General features: G+C 45.5%; 15 protein-coding genes and 2 pseudogenes. All 17 read right to left on the minus strand.

Features of this window, described 5'->3' with window-relative positions:
• Positions 1-37 precede the first annotated feature (37 nt).
• Positions 38-1,819 (minus strand): S8 family peptidase, encoded by a 1,782-nt coding sequence (locus tag RID09_RS29845; RefSeq protein ID WP_446339532.1) that lies wholly within the window; start codon positions 1,817-1,819, stop codon positions 38-40.
• A gap of 448 nt (positions 1,820-2,267) precedes the next feature.
• Entirely contained in the window at positions 2,268-3,992 is a 1,725-nt protein-coding gene (locus RID09_RS29850) for an iron uptake porin (protein ID WP_446339533.1), read from the minus strand.
• A gap of 93 nt (positions 3,993-4,085) precedes the next feature.
• Positions 4,086-4,583 carry a transcriptional repressor gene (locus RID09_RS29855; protein ID WP_446339534.1) on the minus strand — a complete coding sequence of 166 codons (498 nt, stop codon included), beginning with the start codon at positions 4,581-4,583 and terminating at the stop codon, positions 4,086-4,088.
• Between the two features lie 73 nt (positions 4,584-4,656).
• Positions 4,657-4,812: a hypothetical protein gene (locus RID09_RS29860; RefSeq protein WP_446339535.1), complete on the minus strand. Its 156-nt coding sequence runs from the start codon at positions 4,810-4,812 to the stop codon at positions 4,657-4,659.
• 97 nt (positions 4,813-4,909) lie between these two features.
• Positions 4,910-5,200, minus strand: a pseudogene (locus tag RID09_RS29865) (multicopper oxidase domain-containing protein); the annotation flags it as partial.
• Positions 5,201-5,296: 96 nt separating this feature from the next.
• Positions 5,297-6,025: a M48 family metallopeptidase gene (locus RID09_RS29870; RefSeq protein WP_446339536.1), complete on the minus strand. Its 729-nt coding sequence runs from the start codon at positions 6,023-6,025 to the stop codon at positions 5,297-5,299.
• Positions 6,012-9,200, minus strand: coding sequence for a type I restriction endonuclease subunit R (locus RID09_RS29875; protein ID WP_446339537.1), 3,189 nt, complete (start codon positions 9,198-9,200; stop codon positions 6,012-6,014). The genes RID09_RS29870 and RID09_RS29875 overlap by 14 nt, the downstream gene beginning before the upstream one ends.
• A 33-nt stretch (positions 9,201-9,233) precedes the next feature.
• Positions 9,234-9,587, minus strand: coding sequence for a four helix bundle protein (locus tag RID09_RS29880; RefSeq protein ID WP_446339538.1), 354 nt, complete (start codon positions 9,585-9,587; stop codon positions 9,234-9,236).
• A 145-nt stretch (positions 9,588-9,732) separates the two neighbouring features.
• Positions 9,733-9,960 (minus strand): hypothetical protein, encoded by a 228-nt coding sequence (locus RID09_RS29885; RefSeq protein ID WP_446339539.1) that lies wholly within the window; start codon positions 9,958-9,960, stop codon positions 9,733-9,735.
• A gap of 10 nt (positions 9,961-9,970) precedes the next feature.
• Positions 9,971-10,429, minus strand: coding sequence for a PIN domain-containing protein (locus tag RID09_RS29890; RefSeq protein WP_446339540.1), 459 nt, complete (start codon positions 10,427-10,429; stop codon positions 9,971-9,973).
• Complete coding sequence (locus RID09_RS29895; RefSeq protein WP_446339541.1) at positions 10,426-11,733, minus strand: restriction endonuclease subunit S; 1,308 nt, start codon at positions 11,731-11,733, stop codon at positions 10,426-10,428. The genes RID09_RS29890 and RID09_RS29895 overlap by 4 nt, the downstream gene beginning before the upstream one ends.
• Before the next feature lie 90 nt (positions 11,734-11,823).
• Positions 11,824-12,034, minus strand: a pseudogene (locus RID09_RS29900) (UPF0175 family protein).
• Between the two features lie 44 nt (positions 12,035-12,078).
• Positions 12,079-14,538: a type I restriction-modification system subunit M gene (locus RID09_RS29905; protein WP_446339542.1), complete on the minus strand. Its 2,460-nt coding sequence runs from the start codon at positions 14,536-14,538 to the stop codon at positions 12,079-12,081.
• A 291-nt stretch (positions 14,539-14,829) separates the two neighbouring features.
• Positions 14,830-15,606 carry a hypothetical protein gene (locus RID09_RS29910; protein ID WP_446339543.1) on the minus strand — a complete coding sequence of 259 codons (777 nt, stop codon included), beginning with the start codon at positions 15,604-15,606 and terminating at the stop codon, positions 14,830-14,832.
• A 310-nt stretch (positions 15,607-15,916) separates the two neighbouring features.
• Positions 15,917-16,612: a sigma-70 family RNA polymerase sigma factor gene (locus RID09_RS29915; RefSeq protein ID WP_446339544.1), complete on the minus strand. Its 696-nt coding sequence runs from the start codon at positions 16,610-16,612 to the stop codon at positions 15,917-15,919.
• A 472-nt stretch (positions 16,613-17,084) separates the two neighbouring features.
• Positions 17,085-18,083, minus strand: a complete 999-nt coding sequence (locus RID09_RS29920; RefSeq protein WP_446339545.1) for an SGNH/GDSL hydrolase family protein — start codon at positions 18,081-18,083, stop codon at positions 17,085-17,087.
• Between the two features lie 354 nt (positions 18,084-18,437).
• Positions 18,438-19,439: an aldo/keto reductase gene (locus RID09_RS29925; protein ID WP_446339546.1), complete on the minus strand. Its 1,002-nt coding sequence runs from the start codon at positions 19,437-19,439 to the stop codon at positions 18,438-18,440.
• Positions 19,440-19,493 lie beyond the last annotated feature (54 nt).

Raw genomic sequence — 19,493 nt, forward strand, 5'->3', positions numbered from 1 at the left:
TAACTCACATCTTGCACCATCCCAGGGTAAGCTGATTTTATTTAGGCTTCTTCCCTAATAGTGGAACACCTATTCCCACAGCACCGAATGCAAGCAAGCCTAACACCGAACCGGGTTCAGGAACAACCGCCGCTAGAGCGCGATCGGCTTGAATTAAACCAAAACCACTGTCAAAGTCAAAGCCAGGACTTTCCATATCCAGGGCAGTGGTTTCCAATATACGATAAATTTCAGTTGGGCTAGTACCGGGCGCCGCTTGCAAGATTAGAGCCGCCACAGCCGCCGCATGGGGAGCCGCCGCAGACGTACCAAAGAAGTTCGGAAAACCATCACCTTCAGGATCTCTGGGATCTAAGAAAGGAGGTGGGAAAAATGTTGTATTTGTTCCATCAACAGCAATAATATCTGGCTTTAAGCGAATTTCCGGATTTGCCAAGCGATTACCCGCCCTATCAAACAGAATCGGAGTCGGTCCTGCTGAGGAGAATGGCTGTAATTTAGGTGGAGCAACACCAAATTCGGGTGTGTCTTGATAAAACGCCGCGCCAACAGCTTCTGCTCCCCTAGCATTAGGATGCCCAAACACCGTTCCACTAGCCGTATCATACTCATTCAGCGTACCATCGCCAAACAATATGTACTTCATCAATCCAGGATCTAAACCCTCTACCTTTGATATAGCTAGGTTAAATGTATCGGTTCCTAATGACCCATCATTGAAGAACGAGAAAAATTCAACCGCATCATTGCCCACATTTTGATTGATGCTGCTCGCCAATATATTCGTTCCTGACTCATCAAACAGGAAAATATCCAAATCATTAGGAGAACCCGCACCACCGCTCACCGAAAAGAACGGTGAATCCCACTGAAACGAGATGCCAAATCCGCCGTTTTCAGGAATCGTCAAACTTTGCAAAATATCGATTCCTGTTCCTGGATCAAAATCATGAAATTCACCGCTGACTAAAGGTTCAAACAGATTACTTCCATTAAACGCACTTTCGTAAGACTGTCGAGCATCGTTACCCGCCGCCGAGAAATAGGCAACACCCTGAGCAACGACAGTATCAACGGCTTGAGCGATGATTCCATCCTGGAACATTGGCTCAGTCGGGTAAAAGATGTCATCTACAATAATGTCAGCACCAGCATTGGCGAGTGCCAGAATCCCTTGAGCAAAATCTGTTTCATTAAACGCCGCCGTGTGAAACGCTAAATTAGCACCCGGCGCCACGTCATGAATCAGTTGCATCATGGCACGACCTTCATCAATACCAAAGATATCTTCACCTAAACTCCCGTCATTGGGTAAATCTTTCAGCACATTGATACCCGATGGCAAATCTCCACTCGCCACATCCTCTGCGGCTGTGCCTAAAAAATTAAAGCTATCTGATAATACCCCAATCGTAACCCCTTTTCCATCCACACCAAACCGATTACGCGCTACATCTGCACGTAAGGCGACATTCGCCTGACTGGTTGTTTTGCCAACATTGGTTATGGGTTTATAAGCTGGCTTAGCGAATTTTAAGCTTTCTAACTGTGCCATAGAAGCAAGAGCATCAATAACCACGTTGTTATTGTAGGTCTGCAATAAAGATGAGGTATTCTGCCCATAAAAATTGCCTTTATTAACAGCCATCGGCGCTAAATCAAACATCAGCTTACTCAGGGAACCTTTTTTGATGGCGCTAGTTTCAATAGAGTTTCCTCCACTGTCAAATGTGATTGCCTCTGCTCTATTGGGTAGATAGCTAATCGTCGCCGTGGTCAGAATGGTAACTGATGCAACGGTTTGAGCGAGACGTTTCATCTTTTTGTCCTGCCAATAAAATTATTATGTATCTATCCATAGAATAAATCTATTTAAATTAAATAGGTGAGATATGTCTTTATCTTTATCAATAATTTATTTTTTCAAATTAATATAAATATTGATGTTTATGAAGATTCCGTAAAGAAAAATGAGTTCTTGGATTGCAGTTTGCTTACCCAAGTGTTATGGGCGCACGTCGATCCTGCGTGTCAACTTAAGCCACAACCCTTGCCAATCCTAATTTTCAGCGAGGGCGTCCCTGCTCCCTATACAAGTCATAGTTCCCTCGGAACACCTCTATAAGGCTCCCCCAGCTTCCCCAGCTTCCCCAGCTCCCCCAGCTCCCCCTGCTCCCCCAGCTCCCCCTGCTTTTGGCGCTTAAGTTGCAATGCACGTCGGTACGCCCCTACGGTTTGGCTTGCCCTTGAATGGGGCAAGATGTGGGTTAAAAGCTAAAGGTGGTGCGGATAGCCCCGATAACAATGTCCTTATTATCACTATCGTGATCAGGTGCAGTGAGCCAGATGATTCCTGGTGTGATGGCAATGTTATCGGTTAGCTGATACTGATAAAACGCTTCAATGTGGAAAGACGTATCCTCATCCTCGGTATTGATCCCGGCAATATTAACGCTAGAATCCGTAACTTTTGGTTCCATCCCCACCAAAATCGCGGCGACACTTCCTTCTTTGCCTAAATCCGGGAAGGCTAAGCTAACCGCCCAATTCCAAATATCTAAGTCACCGCGATCAATTTGTCCACCTAACGTCGAAAGGGTTGTGGTTTTGGTATAGCCTAGCCAACCGCCAAGGGCGAAGCGATCGCTTAACCGCCATGATAGTTCTACACCGTAGGCATTGCTAGACGTGGGAACGGCATTACCGATCACATCTTCAGTAAAACTGCGAAAATTGGAGCGTCGGCTTCCAGTGTCGGTATCTTGATTGTAGGCGTGAATATAGGTTAATCCAATATCGAGTCTATCGCTCGGCTTAAACAAAATCTGGGCAAGCGCCCCATAGGGACCATTGAATATGCCATTATCCTCACCGGGATCAGCCGCCTCACTCGCTAAATAGCCGACACCGAGTGTCACCTTATCACCGAAGGCGTGATTCATAACGATGCCAGCACCATCCAGATAATAATAGATAGAATGCCTTGTCCCAAAGCGAGAAAGTGCCCCACTAGCCCCATCACCATCCAGGAAAGGATTAACCGTACTGGCAAAGTCATCAGACGCACCAGCATTGGCTTCAATGACAACCCGGGTATTTTCACCCAAGGGGAAATCATAGAGTAACGCATCAACGACGACATCACTATCCGTTGCACCGGCAAAGAAGAGATCGCCTTCGGGTGTGAGTGTCTGTTCTGTCAGAGAACCTAAACCTTCAGATTGCAGTCGGGTTCTGAGTACATCTTCCCCCGTGAAACTGGTATTTAATTCCAGGCGGGTGCGATGACCAAAAATGGTTACATTATCGATATCATTTCCATTAGCATCCTCCCCCGCCGCTATACCTGCTAATCCAAAGATGACTTCGCCCGATAGTTTGGTGGTTGTGGAAAACTGATTATCCTCTAAAAACGCGACTCGTCCTTCTAAATTATCTACCCGCGCTCCGAGGGTGGCGAGTTCGGCTTCAAATTCTTGGATTAACCGTTGCAAGGTTTCTAAGTCACTTCCATCAACACCATTATTCCCTGCTATTAAGCGTTCGATTTGCTGCAAACAGGCATTTAATCCGGCGGCAAATTCATAACGAGTCATGGCACGATTCCCCCGATAGGTGCCATCGGGATATCCCGCAATACAACCATAGCGTTCAACGAGCGATCGCAAGGCTTCATACGCCCAGTCTCCGGGAGATACATCCCGTAACTGAGAGACATTCGTCACTTGCTCTAAAGCGTTCGTCTCGTTGCTGTAATGGTTAATTTGTTCCCAAATTTTATCACTGGAATTGCCACCATGATTAGGACTTTGGGCTAGCTGGGTTAGTGGAGCAACGGTTTCTTTTTCTGGGCTTGCGGTAATGGCTAAGGATTCTGCTGTCTGAGGTGAATTCACTTCTGTTGCGATCGCACTAACCCCCACGCCGACTATTGCCGCCAAAATTGTCGGGCTAACCACCCCATAGTTCCACAGTAGACTGGATTGTTTCATGTTCTCACACCTATGACGTGATAGTCGGGAATTGATGATCCCTTGACTTCATCACAATAACGATTTTCATTATCAAAACAAAGCGGGATTCCGTCAATCCCCGTACCGGGGACATGACCAGTTTCTGGGCAACAAAAGGGGCCACCCTTGCCGTATTGCCTCTAAGCAAACTGCATGAAGGGTTAGCTGGCAATCGAGCAGTTCAACGTCTTCATCCCTCGCTTGTTTTTGACTAATCTTTAAAATGGAAGGATCTTTGAACTCAATCGTTTGATGACACTGAAGACATACAAGATGATGGTGGTGTTTTAAACCCGAATAATTCAGCTCATAGTGCTTATGTCCTTCTGCCAATTCCAGTTCTCGCAGTATACCGATGCGAACCATTAACTTAACGGTTCTGTATACGGTGGATAAACTGACATTTTTACCAAGACTCTCTAAACAATCATGCAAATCCTCGACACTAAGATGCTCACCTGGGGGAAGTTCTTGAAACACTTGCAGAATCGTCTCTCTCTGGGGAGTCATCCGCAAATTTCTTCGGTTGAGGGCTAATTTGAGTGAGTTTGCCGTTAAGACTTCACGCATTCAAAAATTCGTCTTATGTTTATATACTGTAGGGTGGGCAATGCCCACCCGTCTTAAGTCTGTGACATTCTACTTAAGATGGGGACGAGGAAATGGTTTGACTGGTATTCGCTGGTGAACCGTTAGCCTCTGGCGTTGAGGGATTGGGCGTTTGTGGGTTGCTACAGCTTGTCAGGGCAATCAGAGTCGCTGCTGCACCCGTGATCGACAAAAAACGAACGGATGACATTGTTAGGAATTTTTATCAATAACTGGTTTAACCAATGGTTTTTAGTCTACAGCTATTGATATTATTTTGCAATAAATGACAAAAAAATAAATAGCTATCAGAGGGAAATCACCTTAAACATACCCATACAGCCATTTTCTGCGATCGCGTCTTGGTGGGGATGGAACATATACTCACCAGGGTAGGGGTAGGAAAACTCCAGGATATGCCGTTCCGCCGTCCCCAGGGTAATCACATCCGTTTCCATTGTGGGGGTGAGGGTGCGACCGGTGGGATAAACTTGGAACAGATTGGCATGGATATGAAACGTCGCCGCCGCATCGAATTCAATCATATTCAGTAGATACAGCCGCACGAGTTGGTTTTGATAGATCGGGATGGGATGGTCTAATTAATTGATAATTATTCTTGGCTGTTGAAATTTTACCCTATCAGAGCCCAAACCCTTGATATACCGTAGGGTGGGCATTGCCCACCAACCTACTTAGATATCTGTCAAAGGTTCGCGATTCAAAATGTCTCGACATTGCCGCCACTGGGGTAAATACTGATCCATGTAGGCGTGGAATCGTTCGTTATGATAGCGTTCCCACAAATGAACTAACTCATGAACGAGCACATATTCCAGGCATTCTGTCGGTTTTTTAGCTAACTCTAAGTTTAACCAAATGCGGCGATCGCGGATATTACAACTCCCCCATTTAGTTTTCATTCTCTTAATCCCCCAATCTGCCACTTGTTGACCAATAATCGGTTGCCATTGGTTGAGTAAATCGGGTATTCTGGCTTTGAGTTGTTCGCGATACCATTCGGTTAAAACTACGGCGCGATTTTGGGTAGAAGTACCGGGATTAACGAAAAGTTGTAGGGTGTTAGGCTTCGCGATCGCGACTTCGTGACGCCCCTGTCTTTCGATGACGTGCAGTTGATACGGAGCGCCAAAGACATAATGGTTTTCCCCGGATATCATTTCCCGTTTCGGTTGGCGGGGTTGGGCGGCAAATTTGGCTTGTTGTTTCTGAATCCAAGAGAGTTTAGAAATGATGGCGAGGCGGATGTTATCCTCACTCAAGTGTAAGGGGGCTGCAACGCGGACGCGCCCATCGGGGGGATAAACTGCAAGGTGGAAATTTTTGATCGGCTTGCGTAGGATTTGGATGGGAATGTTTCGGATGATTACAGTTAGTTCTGTGTCTGGGTTATTGATACTCATCTTGATTCTTGACTAATTCTAATATTTCCGCTATATTAATAGTATTATCGCCGATCGCGGTGCGAATCGCTCCCTCAATTTCCCGTTCCTTAAACCGATTGCCGATCCACCCTTCTTTTTTGGTGCAGCGGACTGCGGTATCGATAGACAGCGCCAGGGCTTTATTTTGTCCTAAGTTATCGTAGAGCGATCGCTTGGCGGCAGTGTCGAGGGAGGCGGGATAATTTGACCTAGCTGTGCTGTCGGGTTGGACAACTTGTTCTGCCAGTTGTTTGACGTTTTCTAGGTAGTCTTGATACGTGGTGGCTTGCTGTCGCCGTTGTTCAATTAAAGCATCCAGTAAGTTTGACATTTCCTGGTAGTATTTGGGATTGACGGGAGTCTCATCAATGATGATTCTCCGCATATTATTCTCGATGGTTTCCGCGACGGCGTCTTGATTCTTTTGTAGGGTATCGGGGAGGGTTTCTAAGGCGTTCACCCCGTTTTTAACAATCAGTTGAATTAAGCCTAAATTCTCAAAATTCGAGACAACTTGGCTGGATTCGGCGCGGATGTAGGTGTCGAGGAGGTGGCGCATGGCGGGTTCGTAGAGTTTCATGTCTACAGAGTCTCCACTGGCGATTTTTACCTCATCGCGCATCTGGCTGTAATGGTTTACGTCGGCTTTAATTTGGTTGGCTTCCTGGGGGGTATACCCAGCTTCTGTCATCTCATTGGCGAGGTGGGAATAGGCGCGAATTAAGGCGTTGACGGATTGGTAGAGGGCGACTCGTTTGGGTTCATTATTGGCGATCGCGTCTTGATCGCGGGTGTCGGCGGTGCAGAAGTAATGCAGGTAGTCGGATGTGTGGCGGGGAGGGGAAACGGGTTCACATAGCGCCTTGACGGTTTCCAGGGTTTCTGAGAGGCGATCGCGCCCTTTTTCCAGGCGATTTTTCAGTAATCCGGCTACGTCGTCAGGATCGTAGCCGTCAAATGCGCCACTGGTGTAGTCGGTGACAGCGCCTTCGAGTTGTTTAAATAGGTCTTTATAATCGACGATATAACCATAGTCTTTATCCTCCCCATCCAGGCGGTTGACGCGACAGATGGCTTGGAATAAGCCATGATCTCCCATGGTTTTGTCGATGTAGAGGTAAGTCGCGGGAGGCGCATCGAAGCCAGTCAGGAGTTTATCCACGACAATTAGCAGGCGCATTTGTCCGGGTTGTTTGATAAAACGTTCTTTAACTTTGTCCTCGAATTCTTCTACTTGAGACATGGCTTTGTCTTCGGGTTGGTTGAAAAAATCTGCCAGCATTTTTCGGTAAATTTCATACTGGTGCAGTTTCTCGGTGTAGCCTTCTCCGGTTTCTTCTCCTTTGATATCAGATGGGGCGGGTTTATAACTGGTAATAATCGCGCATTTTCCGGCTAAATCGGTTTGGCTGAAGAGGTGGTAAATTTTGCAGGCTTGGTAAATACTAGAACAGACTAACATGGCATTACCGCGCCCGTCCATGAGTCGGGGTTTGGTTTCCATGTCGAGGAGGATATCGTCAACGATTTGTTCGAGGCGAGACTTGCTAGAGAGGAGGTTTTGCATGGTTCCCCACTTGCGTTTAAGTTGGGTTTTGGCGGATTCGGTTAAGCCGCGAGTTTTTACCTGAAACCACTGGTCGATTTTTTGGTGTGAGGTAATAGTTTGGTCAATATCGCGGGCTTCATAGCGCAAGTCGAGAACGATACCATCGGTGACGGCTTGATCGAATTTATAGGTGTGGATGTAATTGCCGAAAATATCGATACTTTTTTGTTTATCTTTTTTGAGGAGGGGTGTACCGGTAAAGCCGATAAAGATGGCATTGGGGAGGATGGATTTCATCGCCTTGTGGAGTTCCCCGGATTGGGTGCGGTGACATTCATCGACGAAGACAAAAAGATTTCCTTTAATTTCGCGATCGCGGGAATAGGCGGCGGCTAATTCTGCTACAAATTTATCGGTAGGGTGTTCTGAATGGCTGCCAAATTTATGCATTAAGGCACAAATCAGCCAGTCTTCATTGGTTTCTAATGTAGCGATAAGGGCAGCGCCGCCGTTACTGTAGCGTTGTTGGCGAATTTGTCCTTTTTCTTTTATCGTACCATTGAGAATCCGGACAATGTTTTCATCAACGCCTAAAAAAACGCTTTCAATTTGGTCATCGAGTTCCGTGCGATCGGTGAGAATTAGAACTCGCGCATCGGTGATGTTTTCCCGTATCCATTTGGCTAGCCATACCATGGTTAGGCTTTTACCGGAACCTTGGGTATGCCAAATAATGCCGCCTTTGCCGTCTTTTATTTGGGTTTGGGCGGCTTTGATGCCAAAGTATTGATGGGGGCGACAGGTTTTTTTGATGCCAGTGTCGAAGATGATGAAATTGTGGAGAATTTCCAGAAAGCGGGTTTTATTACACAGACGAATTAGGGCGCAATCGAGGGGATTATTGGCGGTTTCACAGTCGGAGTTAGAAAGATATTGTCGAGTCTTGGTATCGGTTTGGGGATTGTAGTTGGGGTTTTCTTCTTTCCATTCCAGATAATATTTTTCTGGCGTTTCGATGGTGGCGTAGCGGATGCCTTGGGTATCGTTTCCCGCCATAATTAATTGTAGGGTGGTGAAGAAGGGGCGGATAAATTCTTTTTTTTGGTTGTCTAGGTTTTGGCGGATGCCTTCACTTATGGAAACGATGGAACGTTTGAGTTCGAGGATACCGAGGGCGATTCCGTTGATGTAGAGGACGATATCCGGGCGTTTTTTATTGTGTCCTTTAATTGTGACTTCTTCGGCGATGGCAAAGGTATTTTGTTCGGGATGTTCCCAGTCAATTAACCAGATGGTTTGGTTTTGTTCTCCTGCACCTGCTTTAACTTTGACACCGTAGCGGAGGAGATGATAAACGGCTTTATTGGCATCATAGAGGGTTTTATCACCGAGGGCGGCGGCTTGTTCGAGTTGGCGCAGGGTTTTGGTGATTAGGGTTTGGTTAATGCCTCGGTTGCTTAACCATTGGGTTAAATGTTTGGGTTCAATATTGCGGTTGTTTTCTCGACGGTGCCAGTTACCGAGGTAGGTGTAACCGAGTTGGGTTTGGAAGAGTTGGATTACTCGGTTTTGGGTTATTCGTTCTTTTTGTCCAACGTTAGTCATAATTGATAATTGATAATTGATAATTGATAATTGTCAATTATCTGTTTTTGTTGATTTTATGATTGCGGTTAGGAGCTTTAAGAGTTCGATACAGTCTTGATTGATTGAATTAAAGCCTTTCTGATCAATGTAATCTGCCTGATGTAGTAATTCTAACCAATATTGGGTTTCATTGGCTTCTTTGAGAGCAATGGCTAGTTTATGCACAAAGTCGGCACGGCTCTCGGCGTGTTCGGCTTCGCGCACTAAAGCGCCAACTGCTGTACCACTACGAAGTAATTGTTTTGATAAGACATACTCGCGCTTTTCTTGATTCAGATATTTGAACAGCTTGACAATCCGTAAGGCAAATGCAAATGATTTTTCTTTAACTATGTTAGTTTTCATAATGGATAATTCATAATTGTCAATTATCAATTATCAATTATCAATTATCAATTGTCAATTGTCAATTGTCAATTAACCGCGTCCTTTTTCCAGGCAATTTTTCAGTAAACCCGCCACGTCATCAGCATCGTAGCCGTCAAAGAAACTACTCAATAATTTCATCGTATTGATTGACACCGCTGTCTCGATGCTGTTTCATGGAGAGTAGAATCTCCTCTAATGGCGTTTTGTCTTGCCACTGATGGCGTTCTTTGGTGTAATCGCCTTGACCTGGGCTAAAGTATTGAATAAACCGGATGGTATCAACGACTCCCAAGGAATCGATTAAGGCTTTATATCCTTTTTTAATAACTTCCTGCTGAGTATTAGTCATGGGGTTGCTCCTATTTGTGAGTAATGCTCATTAGCCATTGAACGGGATTATTAACGGGGACATTGATAAGCTGAATATGTCGAATTGTTCTCTTAATTAGACGGTCATCTGTGGATAAAAATATATCGGCACGGCTTCGTTCAGCACTGGCGATGTGGGTGGCATCATATCCAGAGAATCCTAATTGGACAAGTTCTCTAGAACGGTTTTCTATCCATTGATTGCTGATTACCTTAATTTTAGCAATACTCAGGATTGCCTTGACGTTCTTGAGTTTTTCAAAATCGGGAGTTTGAGCGAGTTCTGCATCTAAGGCGGCGCTGGTAATGAGTTTCCATTGTCCTGATTGGCATTGGCTCAAGATAGAGAGGATGGCTTGAGTTTCTAAGGCGATTCTGGGCTGGGTTTGGTCGTCAAATGGGCGATTGAGGCAGCAAGCATCTAGATAAATTCTGTAACTTTCACTCATATTAACCGCGTTCTCCCAGTTAGTAGTTCTTGCATCATCCCCTGTTTGATGGCTTGGGTTTTGGCGCGGCGGTTTTCTAGGGCGGCGATGTCGGTGTCTATGTCGGTGAGAACTTGCGCGATCGCGCGTTGTTCTTCTATTGTCGGTAGTGGAATGATTAGTTTCCTAAACATCTCCAAGTTTAAATGTCCAACGGTAGAGCCGACTTTCTCCCCAATCATGCGAATCTGAGTTCGTTCATCTCTAACAAGCCATAACAGAAAATTAGAGTTCAAAAGTGAATTTGACTGAATAACAATAATGCTTTCATAGATACTAAACTCTCGATCAACGTCAACAATTGCACATACACCAAGAGAGCCTGATTTGCTTACAAGCACATCTCCTTGTTTTGGACGACGGTATCTAGTTAACTCCTTATGTTGACGAACAGAAATAGCCCTGGCATCAGAAAAGCTGAGTCTACCGCTTGCAATATCACTTGCCCGGATAAGTGGTATTCCGCCACTGTTTACATAATCAACTTTAGCCGTAAGCCCAAGAAATATTTCACCTGTCGCTTTTGTAATAGGGACTACATTCCAATCTTCAGGAATTACCCCAAAATTAGTTTTTTTATAACCCTTTCCCTCACCAAACCCCGGCAGGCGTTTCTTGCCCGTGAGGAGTTGCTGCATGGTGGCGGTTTTGATGTGGCGCTTTTTGGCAAGCTGCTTATCCAGTGCGGCTATGAGGGTGTCAGCGTCGGATAGGGCTCGCGCGATCGCACGTTGTTCTGGAAGTGGCGGTAGAGGTATTGCAAAATTTCTAACGACTTCAACATTTAAATTCTGTACGCCTGCTCCTGCAAATAATCCATTTTTAGCTAAGAACTTATACCGCTCACTATTGAGAAGATTTGAAATAAAATAGCTATCTGCTTTGTCATATTTAAGTTTAATTAAAGTTAGGCTAACATATATGGCAAATTCAAAATCATTTTCAATTACACCTGCATCTCCAATTCCTGCCCCCACCCTGGTATAAAGAATATCTCCCCTACTTGGCTTATTATGTCTAGTGATTTGAGCAAAAAGTTCCTTGCTTACAAACTTATAATTTTCATAAACAACTTTACCATCTCGGACATTTTGTGCTGATAAGAAAGGCTTGCCTTTTGCTTCCGTTACATATTTAGGTGTAGCTGCCAGACCGCAGGTAATTACTTCAGTAATATCCTGAAATTTCTCTACTTTCCAATCTTCAGGAATCAACCCAATCTTAGTCTGCTTATAGCCTTCTGGCAATTTATAATTACTCATCATTCTCTATTATATAGAAAATTGTTGCCGCCAAGGAAAAAGTGTCACTGACAATAATCACAGCCATCCTTTTGCCCTAAAATGCTCAATATATTACTCAAATTCAGCCACATCATAATGGACGCAAATACCTCGTTACGCAATCAAACGCTGAAAACGAATCTGGGACATATTGAGCAATTCTGCCGCCTTTCCCAAACTAACCTTCTCCTGTTGAAAGAGCAGTAAAACCACCTCTACCAAAAACTCATCCTCTGACAACCCACTCGCTTTCACAATCTCATTCGGCAATCACCAAACTCATCTCCCTACCCCTTCATAAAATTATCAATTATCAATTATCAATTATCAATTCCACTCCAACCCCATCCTCCTCAAATGCTCATCCACCTTACTCGATAACATCTCAACCTCCTGCACCAACTGCGGTAACGGTTCCGCATATCGCTCCTCTAACGTCTTCACCCGATTCGCCAACTGTTGCGTCACCCGCTCAATTTCCCCTGAAATCGCCGCCTCTAGGGTTTTCTGCCATTTATCATCAACCACCAACCCTTTAATCTCCGCCTCCGTTAACTTCCCATACTGGGCAAACACCGCCTTATCCAGTGACGCCTGAGCCTCCTTAACCACCCTCTTCATCTCCGCCTCTAAATCAAACAACTCCAGACATTGCTCCAGAATCGATAACTGTTCCCCATCAACAGACAACTCTGAACCATCAATCGTTAATTGTCCATTAGCAACGATTAATTGCTTCACCTTCGTCTTCGTCACCTTCCCCCCATCCGTCTGAGCATCACTCAACGCCCCATCTTCCCCACTATGCTCCTCAATTAACCCCTCCAACTCCTGCGTCACCCCATCCAAATCCGCCTGTAACTTATCAATATACGCCTGCTTATCGGCAAAATACCGCGCCACAATCAATCCGGGGGGTATCAAATCCGCCTTATACTTTTTCTTACCCATCAGTAAATCCGGCGTTTCCCTCAGCTTCTCCCCCTTCTTCACCACCAACTCCCGCAGCACCTTCCCCACTTCCCAGCCATCCTGCACCAGCACATAGACATCATCCTGCATCGTTTCCGCCCAGTAATCCATCAAAAGCTGGTAAATATCATACTTATCCAACAACTCCGCCCCAGCAAACCGCGCCAACAAATCCTCTGATAAAACCCTAATAACTTCTTTCGGTTTATCCCCAATCCCAATCCCCTTTAATCGCCCCTGATGATACTGTCGCCACTCCTGATAAAGTGTCAACGTACTATCAGCAAACGCCTTAAATTCCGGATGATTCAGAATCGTCGCCGCCACCTGACTCGCTGCCACCAAACCCTGACTATACCCTGGACGGTGACTCGGCGCAAATAAAGCACTTCGCACCTGGGGAAATACCCGCCAATACTCCTCTAACGCATCAATATCCGCCTGGGGAATCCCCCCATTCAGATGAGCGCTTAGGTCATGAATATCTTCCGGTTCGCTAGCATCAATATAACGGGGAATATTTAAGTTATAGTCATTCGCGGCAATTTCCGCCAACTCCACCATGCGACTATAACCCGACAACTCCATTTGATGAGTAAACACATCCACAATCTTATGGATATCCTGACTGCGGAGGCGATTCTTATTCCCATCCTTAATAAACCCCTGACTGGCATCCACCATAAACACCCCCTGGCGGCTATCGGCGTCAGCGTTATCAATCACCAGAATACAAGCGGGAATCCCTGTGCCATAAAACAAGTTTGGCGGTAAACCAATAATCCCCTTAATATACCCTTTCCTAAGCAAATTCTGGCGAATCCGCGCCTCCGCATTCCCGCGAAACAATACCCCATGGGGCAGAATCACCGCCGCTTTCCCCCTAGGTTTCAACGATTTAAGAATATGCAGCAAAAACGCATAATCCCCATTTTTATCCGGCGGCGCACCATCCTCAAACCGATTAAACTCATCCTTAATAATATTGATGCCATGACTCCACGACTTATAAGAAAAAGGCGGATTCGCCACAGCAAAATCAAAAGTTTTCAGACTCCCATCCGAATTTTTCCAATAGGGCGACGCCAGTGTATTCCCCTTCCAAATATCTGCAGTCGGATAATCATGGAGAATCATATTCATCCGCGCCAACGCCACCGTCGCGTTATCCATTTCCTGCCCATAAATCGTCAACCCATTCGGTGCTTCATCTGCCACTTTCAACAACAGCGAACCCGAACCACACGTCGGATCATATACCGTCGCATCCTGACGAGTTTCCGGCGTAATTCCCACCACCTTCGCCAACACCCGCGACACCTCCGCCGGGGTATAAAACTGCCCCTTACTCTTCCCCGACTCCGTAGCAAAATGGCGCATCAAATACTCATAAGCATCCCCCAGTAAATCATCCCCCTCGGCACGATTGGCGCTCAAATTCAAGCCCGCAAAGATACCCACCAACTTAGAGAGGCGATCAACCATTTCCTTCCCCTTGCCGAGTTTATCCTCATCATTAAAATCGGCAACATTAATCACCCCATCCAAGTCATTTTCTTTTGCCAAATTACCGATAATTTGATTAATCTTATCGCCAATTTCCTTATCTCCTTTCAGCGCCTCCAAATCCTGAAAAGAAGCCCCATCCGGAACAATAATAATCCCATCCGGATCACCCGCGTACTTATCCGAGACATACTTCAAAAATAACAACGTAAGGACATAATCCTTATACTGAGAGGCATCCATACCCCCGCGCAATTCATCACATCCCGCCCATAACGAGCGATACAGTTCTGTCTTTTTAACTGCCATCAGAGACTCTCATTAACCTGCCATCACTGAGTAAACTTTAGCATTTTGCGTTTTGCGTCAGACATTGCCCAGGGCGCAAGCCTTCTTATGTGTCAATTTAAGGTAAAAACCAAGATAGGGGGAGCTTTCACCCTCATCCCCTAACCCCCCTTTTTATCCCCATTTTCCCTTATAGATCCCCCTTGCGTCCCCCTATAGATCCTTAGTTTTCACGGTATGTGGTGCAATGTGTGTAGGGGCTCCTACAGTTTTATTGCTCGTCCAATACTTGGCTTCAAAGCCTAATTCTACCTACTTTTTAACCGCCCTGTCATCCCCGGACGTTCGCCAGTTTTCTCGATAGAAATTCGGCTGAGATTGAACCCATAACCTTGCCCCCGATTCAATTAATTCTTGCTCAATTTGCACAGCATCCTCGACTATCGCTGCTGTCAAGTTCATCGTCTTTAGATAAACATTATAAGCCGCGACGGGCACATTTAAAACAGCACTCCAGGCTTCCTCTTGTTGGTGAAATGCCTGAAGTTCTGGCTGTTGTTCCGTGACTCCCTTTCCTATCTTCAATCCGCCTAACTCAATTTCTGACGCCGATGGTACTTCATCAATTAAACCATGATAGTAATCTCCCACATTCAGCAATAAATCATAAACCTCTCTAGATAACCGTTTACCAATAGGATGAGACAAATTACACCTCAACATTGGCAGTACATGCCACGTTTGAGCCAGCAAATCTTGTCCAACACCAGACAGATTAGCGGGAATCAGCAGATCAACAGCACTCAAAAAATCCGTGTTTAGTGAAAGAACCATAACTGAAACAACTTGCCACTCCTCGGCGGCGACAGGAGATTCCGGTTCCTTAACAATCATCACATAGCGCGGTGGCGAATTTCCCGCCAGAAACCGTCGTGCTGAATCAGGAAATAGATTCTGTTTCTCCTGCCAAGAAAACTCTAGAGGACTATCCACCGAGCGATTAACCTGCCAAATTTCTCCAGGTTGAGGGGGTTGCTGGTTTAATCTTGAACCCTGAGAAAACCTGTATTCACTATAATTTATACGCATTAGCTTATAGCTCCAGACAATACGATACTCTACTCAAATGAGAAAGCAAACAGCCTGAAACCTAGCCTACTCTAAATTACACCAAACTGCGTATATAAATCGAGCAATTTTACCAAAACTTCAAATCCTTAGTTAAGTTAAGGTAGATACACCTCATCGGCTGATAATTGTTTCAACCCGCCTCATACCGAGTTGCGCTCAAACATAGTAGATAGGAAAAGCAGGGGAAGCAGGGGAAGCAGGGGGAGAGAAAGTTATATCTTTGAATGCAACTTGGTATCAAACCCTCACCAATGACAAATTACTATCCTTACCAATCTTGAGTTGAGCGCACTCGCTGAACCTTTTGACGGCTTGTCGCTTTGATTTCGGCTTGAATCGTTGCCGATTGCACCAATCCTAACTCCTCAGCAAGGCGCTCTAATAATTCGCCCCAACGTTTTGAGACAGCGCTTTGAGTTTTTACGCCCAAATCAGCCGCCAGTTGCACTTGGGTTCTGCCCTCTACCTTACCATACCAGAGTTTTTGATAACCCCGATTCGGATGGCGTTTATCCAGCACTGAAATCGCATCAATGGCGCGGCTGACTAAATCAGCACGCTCTACAGTATCCAATAAATCCAATTCATCCTGTATCGTTTCTAACAACGGCAAATCCGTTCCGGGAATGGTTTGATCTAAACTGGTACAGTGTTGTTTTTTCTCTTTACGAACCAAATCAATAATCGCAAAACGAGCCACCATTGCCGCCCAGTGGTAGAAGTCTTGGACATCCCCTTGGTGGAACTTTCCAGCCATGACAGCTTGAAACACTTTAGCATGGGCAGTTTGGGCAGCATCTTCCCAGGAAACAGCCGTACCTCTGGTATTTTTCCGGGCAATTCTTTCAATTGTCCGTTGATGTTCCAAGTGGCTCAGAAGTTGTCCAAAAACCAGACAATCTCCCTTGAGACAGCGTTTTATTGGGGCTTCAGGAAGAAGAGCGTGATTAAATTGCTGAGTCATATCCAGTCTGGCTAAAGAGTATATTATGTGCCTTGTTTCGTCAAATGGGTTGACTGTGTAGAAAAATTCACGGGGAAAAGAGACTCCTACACATCTGTGTACAAGTCATAGATGAGCTGAAAGCATTACATCATAGCAAAGGTATGGAAAGGTTGATAGGGAAATAACCCCACCTGCGGCTGACTAGGTGGAAAAACCTATGACTACAGGCGGGGTGTTGTTGTTCCAGTTTTGGCGTAAGCACCGGGTTCTAATCGCAACGACTTAACTGACAACAAAAGTTTTTCCGGGGATTTCGGAATATTTTGCTTTGAGGATTCGTTACAGATATAGCAACCGCTGGCATCGGTTAGGATATATCATTTAGCAGAGACGTTCCACTGGAAAGTCTCTAGCACAGTTCGTTTGTCCACCGCTCATGTTTCTACTGCTATAACAGAAAAGATTAACTCAGTTGGCTTAGTTCCATAAGTTAGTTCAATATCCTATTTCCGGAGTGAGATTTCCTTACACCCATACCCAAGACACCCAACAAAAGTAAACCCCAGACAGAAGCTGGTTCGGGAACATTAGCCACATCCTCTGCATTTAAAGTATCTACAGCTAGGGTGGCAATTTGCCGATGAGCCGCTGTAGTTACATGAATGGCGTCCCAAAATAAATGCTCATTAGGATTGGCACAAACTGTTTCCGTCATGGGGTTAAAACAGGGGACTTCCACGTCTGAAAATCCAAAACTTCCGGCTCTGGCTTCGTGAAAAAGAGTATTAACATCCAATCCGATGAGGTTAATATCAGCAGATACAGTCTGGCTTAATGTTTGCAATCCCCGGTTATGTTCTGTCGTTAACATATTCAGATCAGCCGCTATTGGCGTATTCTGTACCAGGGGCAGATTTCCCAAATCAGGTAGATTCACAACCATGATAGTTTTAGCACCGAGTTGGGCAAGTGTATTCACGACTCCTGTGATATTGGCAAGGGTTGTTTCCGGGGTGGTGAATGGTACAAACTCTGGACTTTGAGTGGGTAGATAATCATTAGCTCCTGCCCATAAGATATACAGTGCATTCGGATCAACCCATTGATCAGGAGGGATCAAGGTTTGAAAGGCGGCAATCTGCTCCTGTACGCTCAACAAACCTTGATAGATTGTGTTATCCTGCCCTGTGGTAGCACCACCAAAGGCAAAGTTAATGGATGGTGTTGAGGAACTACTATAATTAAGGGCACTGAACAGAGTTGGCTCTAGGTGTAAGTCTTGTGCCAAATAATCTATCCAGTTCAAACCATTGGAAAAATGTCCATCAATGTAGGGAAATGGGGGGAAACCTGTGGTGTGATGAACATTACCCGAATCGGAAAGGCTATCCCCAAAAACATACAGTCCACTAAAACTGGCGGCGGTTGCCTTAAACGGCAAAATTAACGACAAGAGTGCGACGCTTGTAGCAACAATTGGATTCTTCATGGTAGTTTTACCTATGAGTTCAAATAAACTAACCCATGAAACCTTTTCCACCCAGAACTATTGCCCTTTGCGGCTGACTTAGCTAAGCCAGAAGATTATAAACTCAGAATAGCTTATTCAGTGACTCATAAACCCAAATTAATCTAATGATTTGTAACATAACAGACAGTTTCTAATCACAAAAATGTAAATTTATATGTCATTAAACCTAACTTTCCAGCCCTCTTTACCCCTCTCCTCCCAGGGGAGGGTTAGGGAGAGGTCAGATCAACAGCTTCCTTCCAGTCGTCAGGGCAAAAAGAGAGTTACGTGTAATAGATTGGTGGCTACGTCAACAAGAAGAAGACGGTTGGCTTAAGTCCACGCCCTAAAAAATGTATTATCTTCCCAAGCCTGTGCCGTGCGCTGTTCAATCGCCGCCAATTCCATCTCATCCAAGGGCTGAAAACGGCTGGCTACCTGCACATTTGACTCTAACTGTGGCACATCTTCCGCCGCAATCACGGCACAGTGAACCCCAGATTGAGAAAGGGTATATCCTAGCGCCTGGTGCATACCCTCTAAGACACCAGATTTAAACAACCGCCCATAGGCGGGAACTTTCATGGCAATCACACCCACCTTGTTCTGACGAGCAACGGGTAAAACCGTGGGGATAAATGGACGGGGGTGGTGTTTATCCGCCGCATTTATACAAACTAGAGTAGTATCAAAGGGATAACGCTGCAATCCAGCCGCAATCACATCAGGTTCGTGGTGTCCGGTAATCCCACAGTATTTAATCAAGTTTTGGGCTTTGGCTTCTTCTATGGCTTGAGCCGCCCCAGTTGAACTAAAAATGGTATCAAGTTCTTCGTGAAACGAGACGTGGTGCAATTGCCACAAGTCCAAATAATCGGTATTCAAGCGTTTAAGCGATCGCTCCAACTCCCGCCACGCCCCATCGCGATCGCGGGCGGCGGTTTTACTGGCGAGAAAGACCTGCTGCCGATAGTTTGGTAAGATTTTACCGAGATAGTCTTCACTCGGTCCATAACTCGCCGCTGTATCGAAGTAACGAATCCCCAATTCTAACGCCCGTTGAATAATCGCCAACGCATCCGCTTCCTGGTTGGGCTTGGATAAGGGTGTTTTCCCTGCCCCTCCTAAGCCTAAAATAGGTACAGAAACCCCCGTATTCCCTAACATCCGTTCCGGCATTGTGGTGGTTCTAGAGACTGACATCGCAGTGGTTGACCCTGACTGCAGCTGGGAAGCCGAGGGTTGATTTTGTTTCCACGCCGCACTCCCCACTATTCCTCCTGCTACCGCCATACCCGTGAGTAGAAATGTGCGTCGGTTTGTTTTTTCGGACATGCACTACACCTCCAGCCTTTCTTCCCATTGTGCTGACTTCGGCTAAATATGCAA

Origin of the sequence: Coleofasciculus sp. G1-WW12-02, assembly GCF_040219735.1 — a bacterium.
Taxonomy (GTDB): Bacteria; Cyanobacteriota; Cyanobacteriia; order Cyanobacteriales; family Coleofasciculaceae; genus Coleofasciculus.

What these genes read in the sequence shown, in the direction of transcription:
- RID09_RS29855 (WP_446339534.1), bottom strand. Translation starts at nt 4,583, where the DNA reads ATGCGTGAAGTCTTAACGGCAAACTCACTCAAATTAGCCCTCAACCGA.
- RID09_RS29905 (WP_446339542.1), bottom strand. Translation starts at nt 14,538, where the DNA reads ATGGCAGTTAAAAAGACAGAACTGTATCGCTCGTTATGGGCGGGATGT.
- RID09_RS29885 (WP_446339539.1), bottom strand. Translation starts at nt 9,960, where the DNA reads ATGACTAATACTCAGCAGGAAGTTATTAAAAAAGGATATAAAGCCTTA.
- RID09_RS29875 (WP_446339537.1), bottom strand. Translation starts at nt 9,200, where the DNA reads ATGACTAACGTTGGACAAAAAGAACGAATAACCCAAAACCGAGTAATC.
- RID09_RS29890 (WP_446339540.1), bottom strand. Translation starts at nt 10,429, where the DNA reads ATGAGTGAAAGTTACAGAATTTATCTAGATGCTTGCTGCCTCAATCGC.
- RID09_RS29860 (WP_446339535.1), bottom strand. Translation starts at nt 4,812, where the DNA reads ATGTCATCCGTTCGTTTTTTGTCGATCACGGGTGCAGCAGCGACTCTG.
- RID09_RS29925 (WP_446339546.1), bottom strand. Translation starts at nt 19,439, where the DNA reads ATGTCCGAAAAAACAAACCGACGCACATTTCTACTCACGGGTATGGCG.
- RID09_RS29910 (WP_446339543.1), bottom strand. Translation starts at nt 15,606, where the DNA reads ATGCGTATAAATTATAGTGAATACAGGTTTTCTCAGGGTTCAAGATTA.
- RID09_RS29850 (WP_446339533.1), bottom strand. Translation starts at nt 3,992, where the DNA reads ATGAAACAATCCAGTCTACTGTGGAACTATGGGGTGGTTAGCCCGACA.
- RID09_RS29870 (WP_446339536.1), bottom strand. Translation starts at nt 6,025, where the DNA reads ATGAGTATCAATAACCCAGACACAGAACTAACTGTAATCATCCGAAAC.
- RID09_RS29915 (WP_446339544.1), bottom strand. Translation starts at nt 16,612, where the DNA reads ATGACTCAGCAATTTAATCACGCTCTTCTTCCTGAAGCCCCAATAAAA.
- RID09_RS29895 (WP_446339541.1), bottom strand. Translation starts at nt 11,733, where the DNA reads ATGATGAGTAATTATAAATTGCCAGAAGGCTATAAGCAGACTAAGATT.
- RID09_RS29880 (WP_446339538.1), bottom strand. Translation starts at nt 9,587, where the DNA reads ATGAAAACTAACATAGTTAAAGAAAAATCATTTGCATTTGCCTTACGG.
- RID09_RS29920 (WP_446339545.1), bottom strand. Translation starts at nt 18,083, where the DNA reads ATGAAGAATCCAATTGTTGCTACAAGCGTCGCACTCTTGTCGTTAATT.
- RID09_RS29845 (WP_446339532.1), bottom strand. Translation starts at nt 1,819, where the DNA reads ATGAAACGTCTCGCTCAAACCGTTGCATCAGTTACCATTCTGACCACG.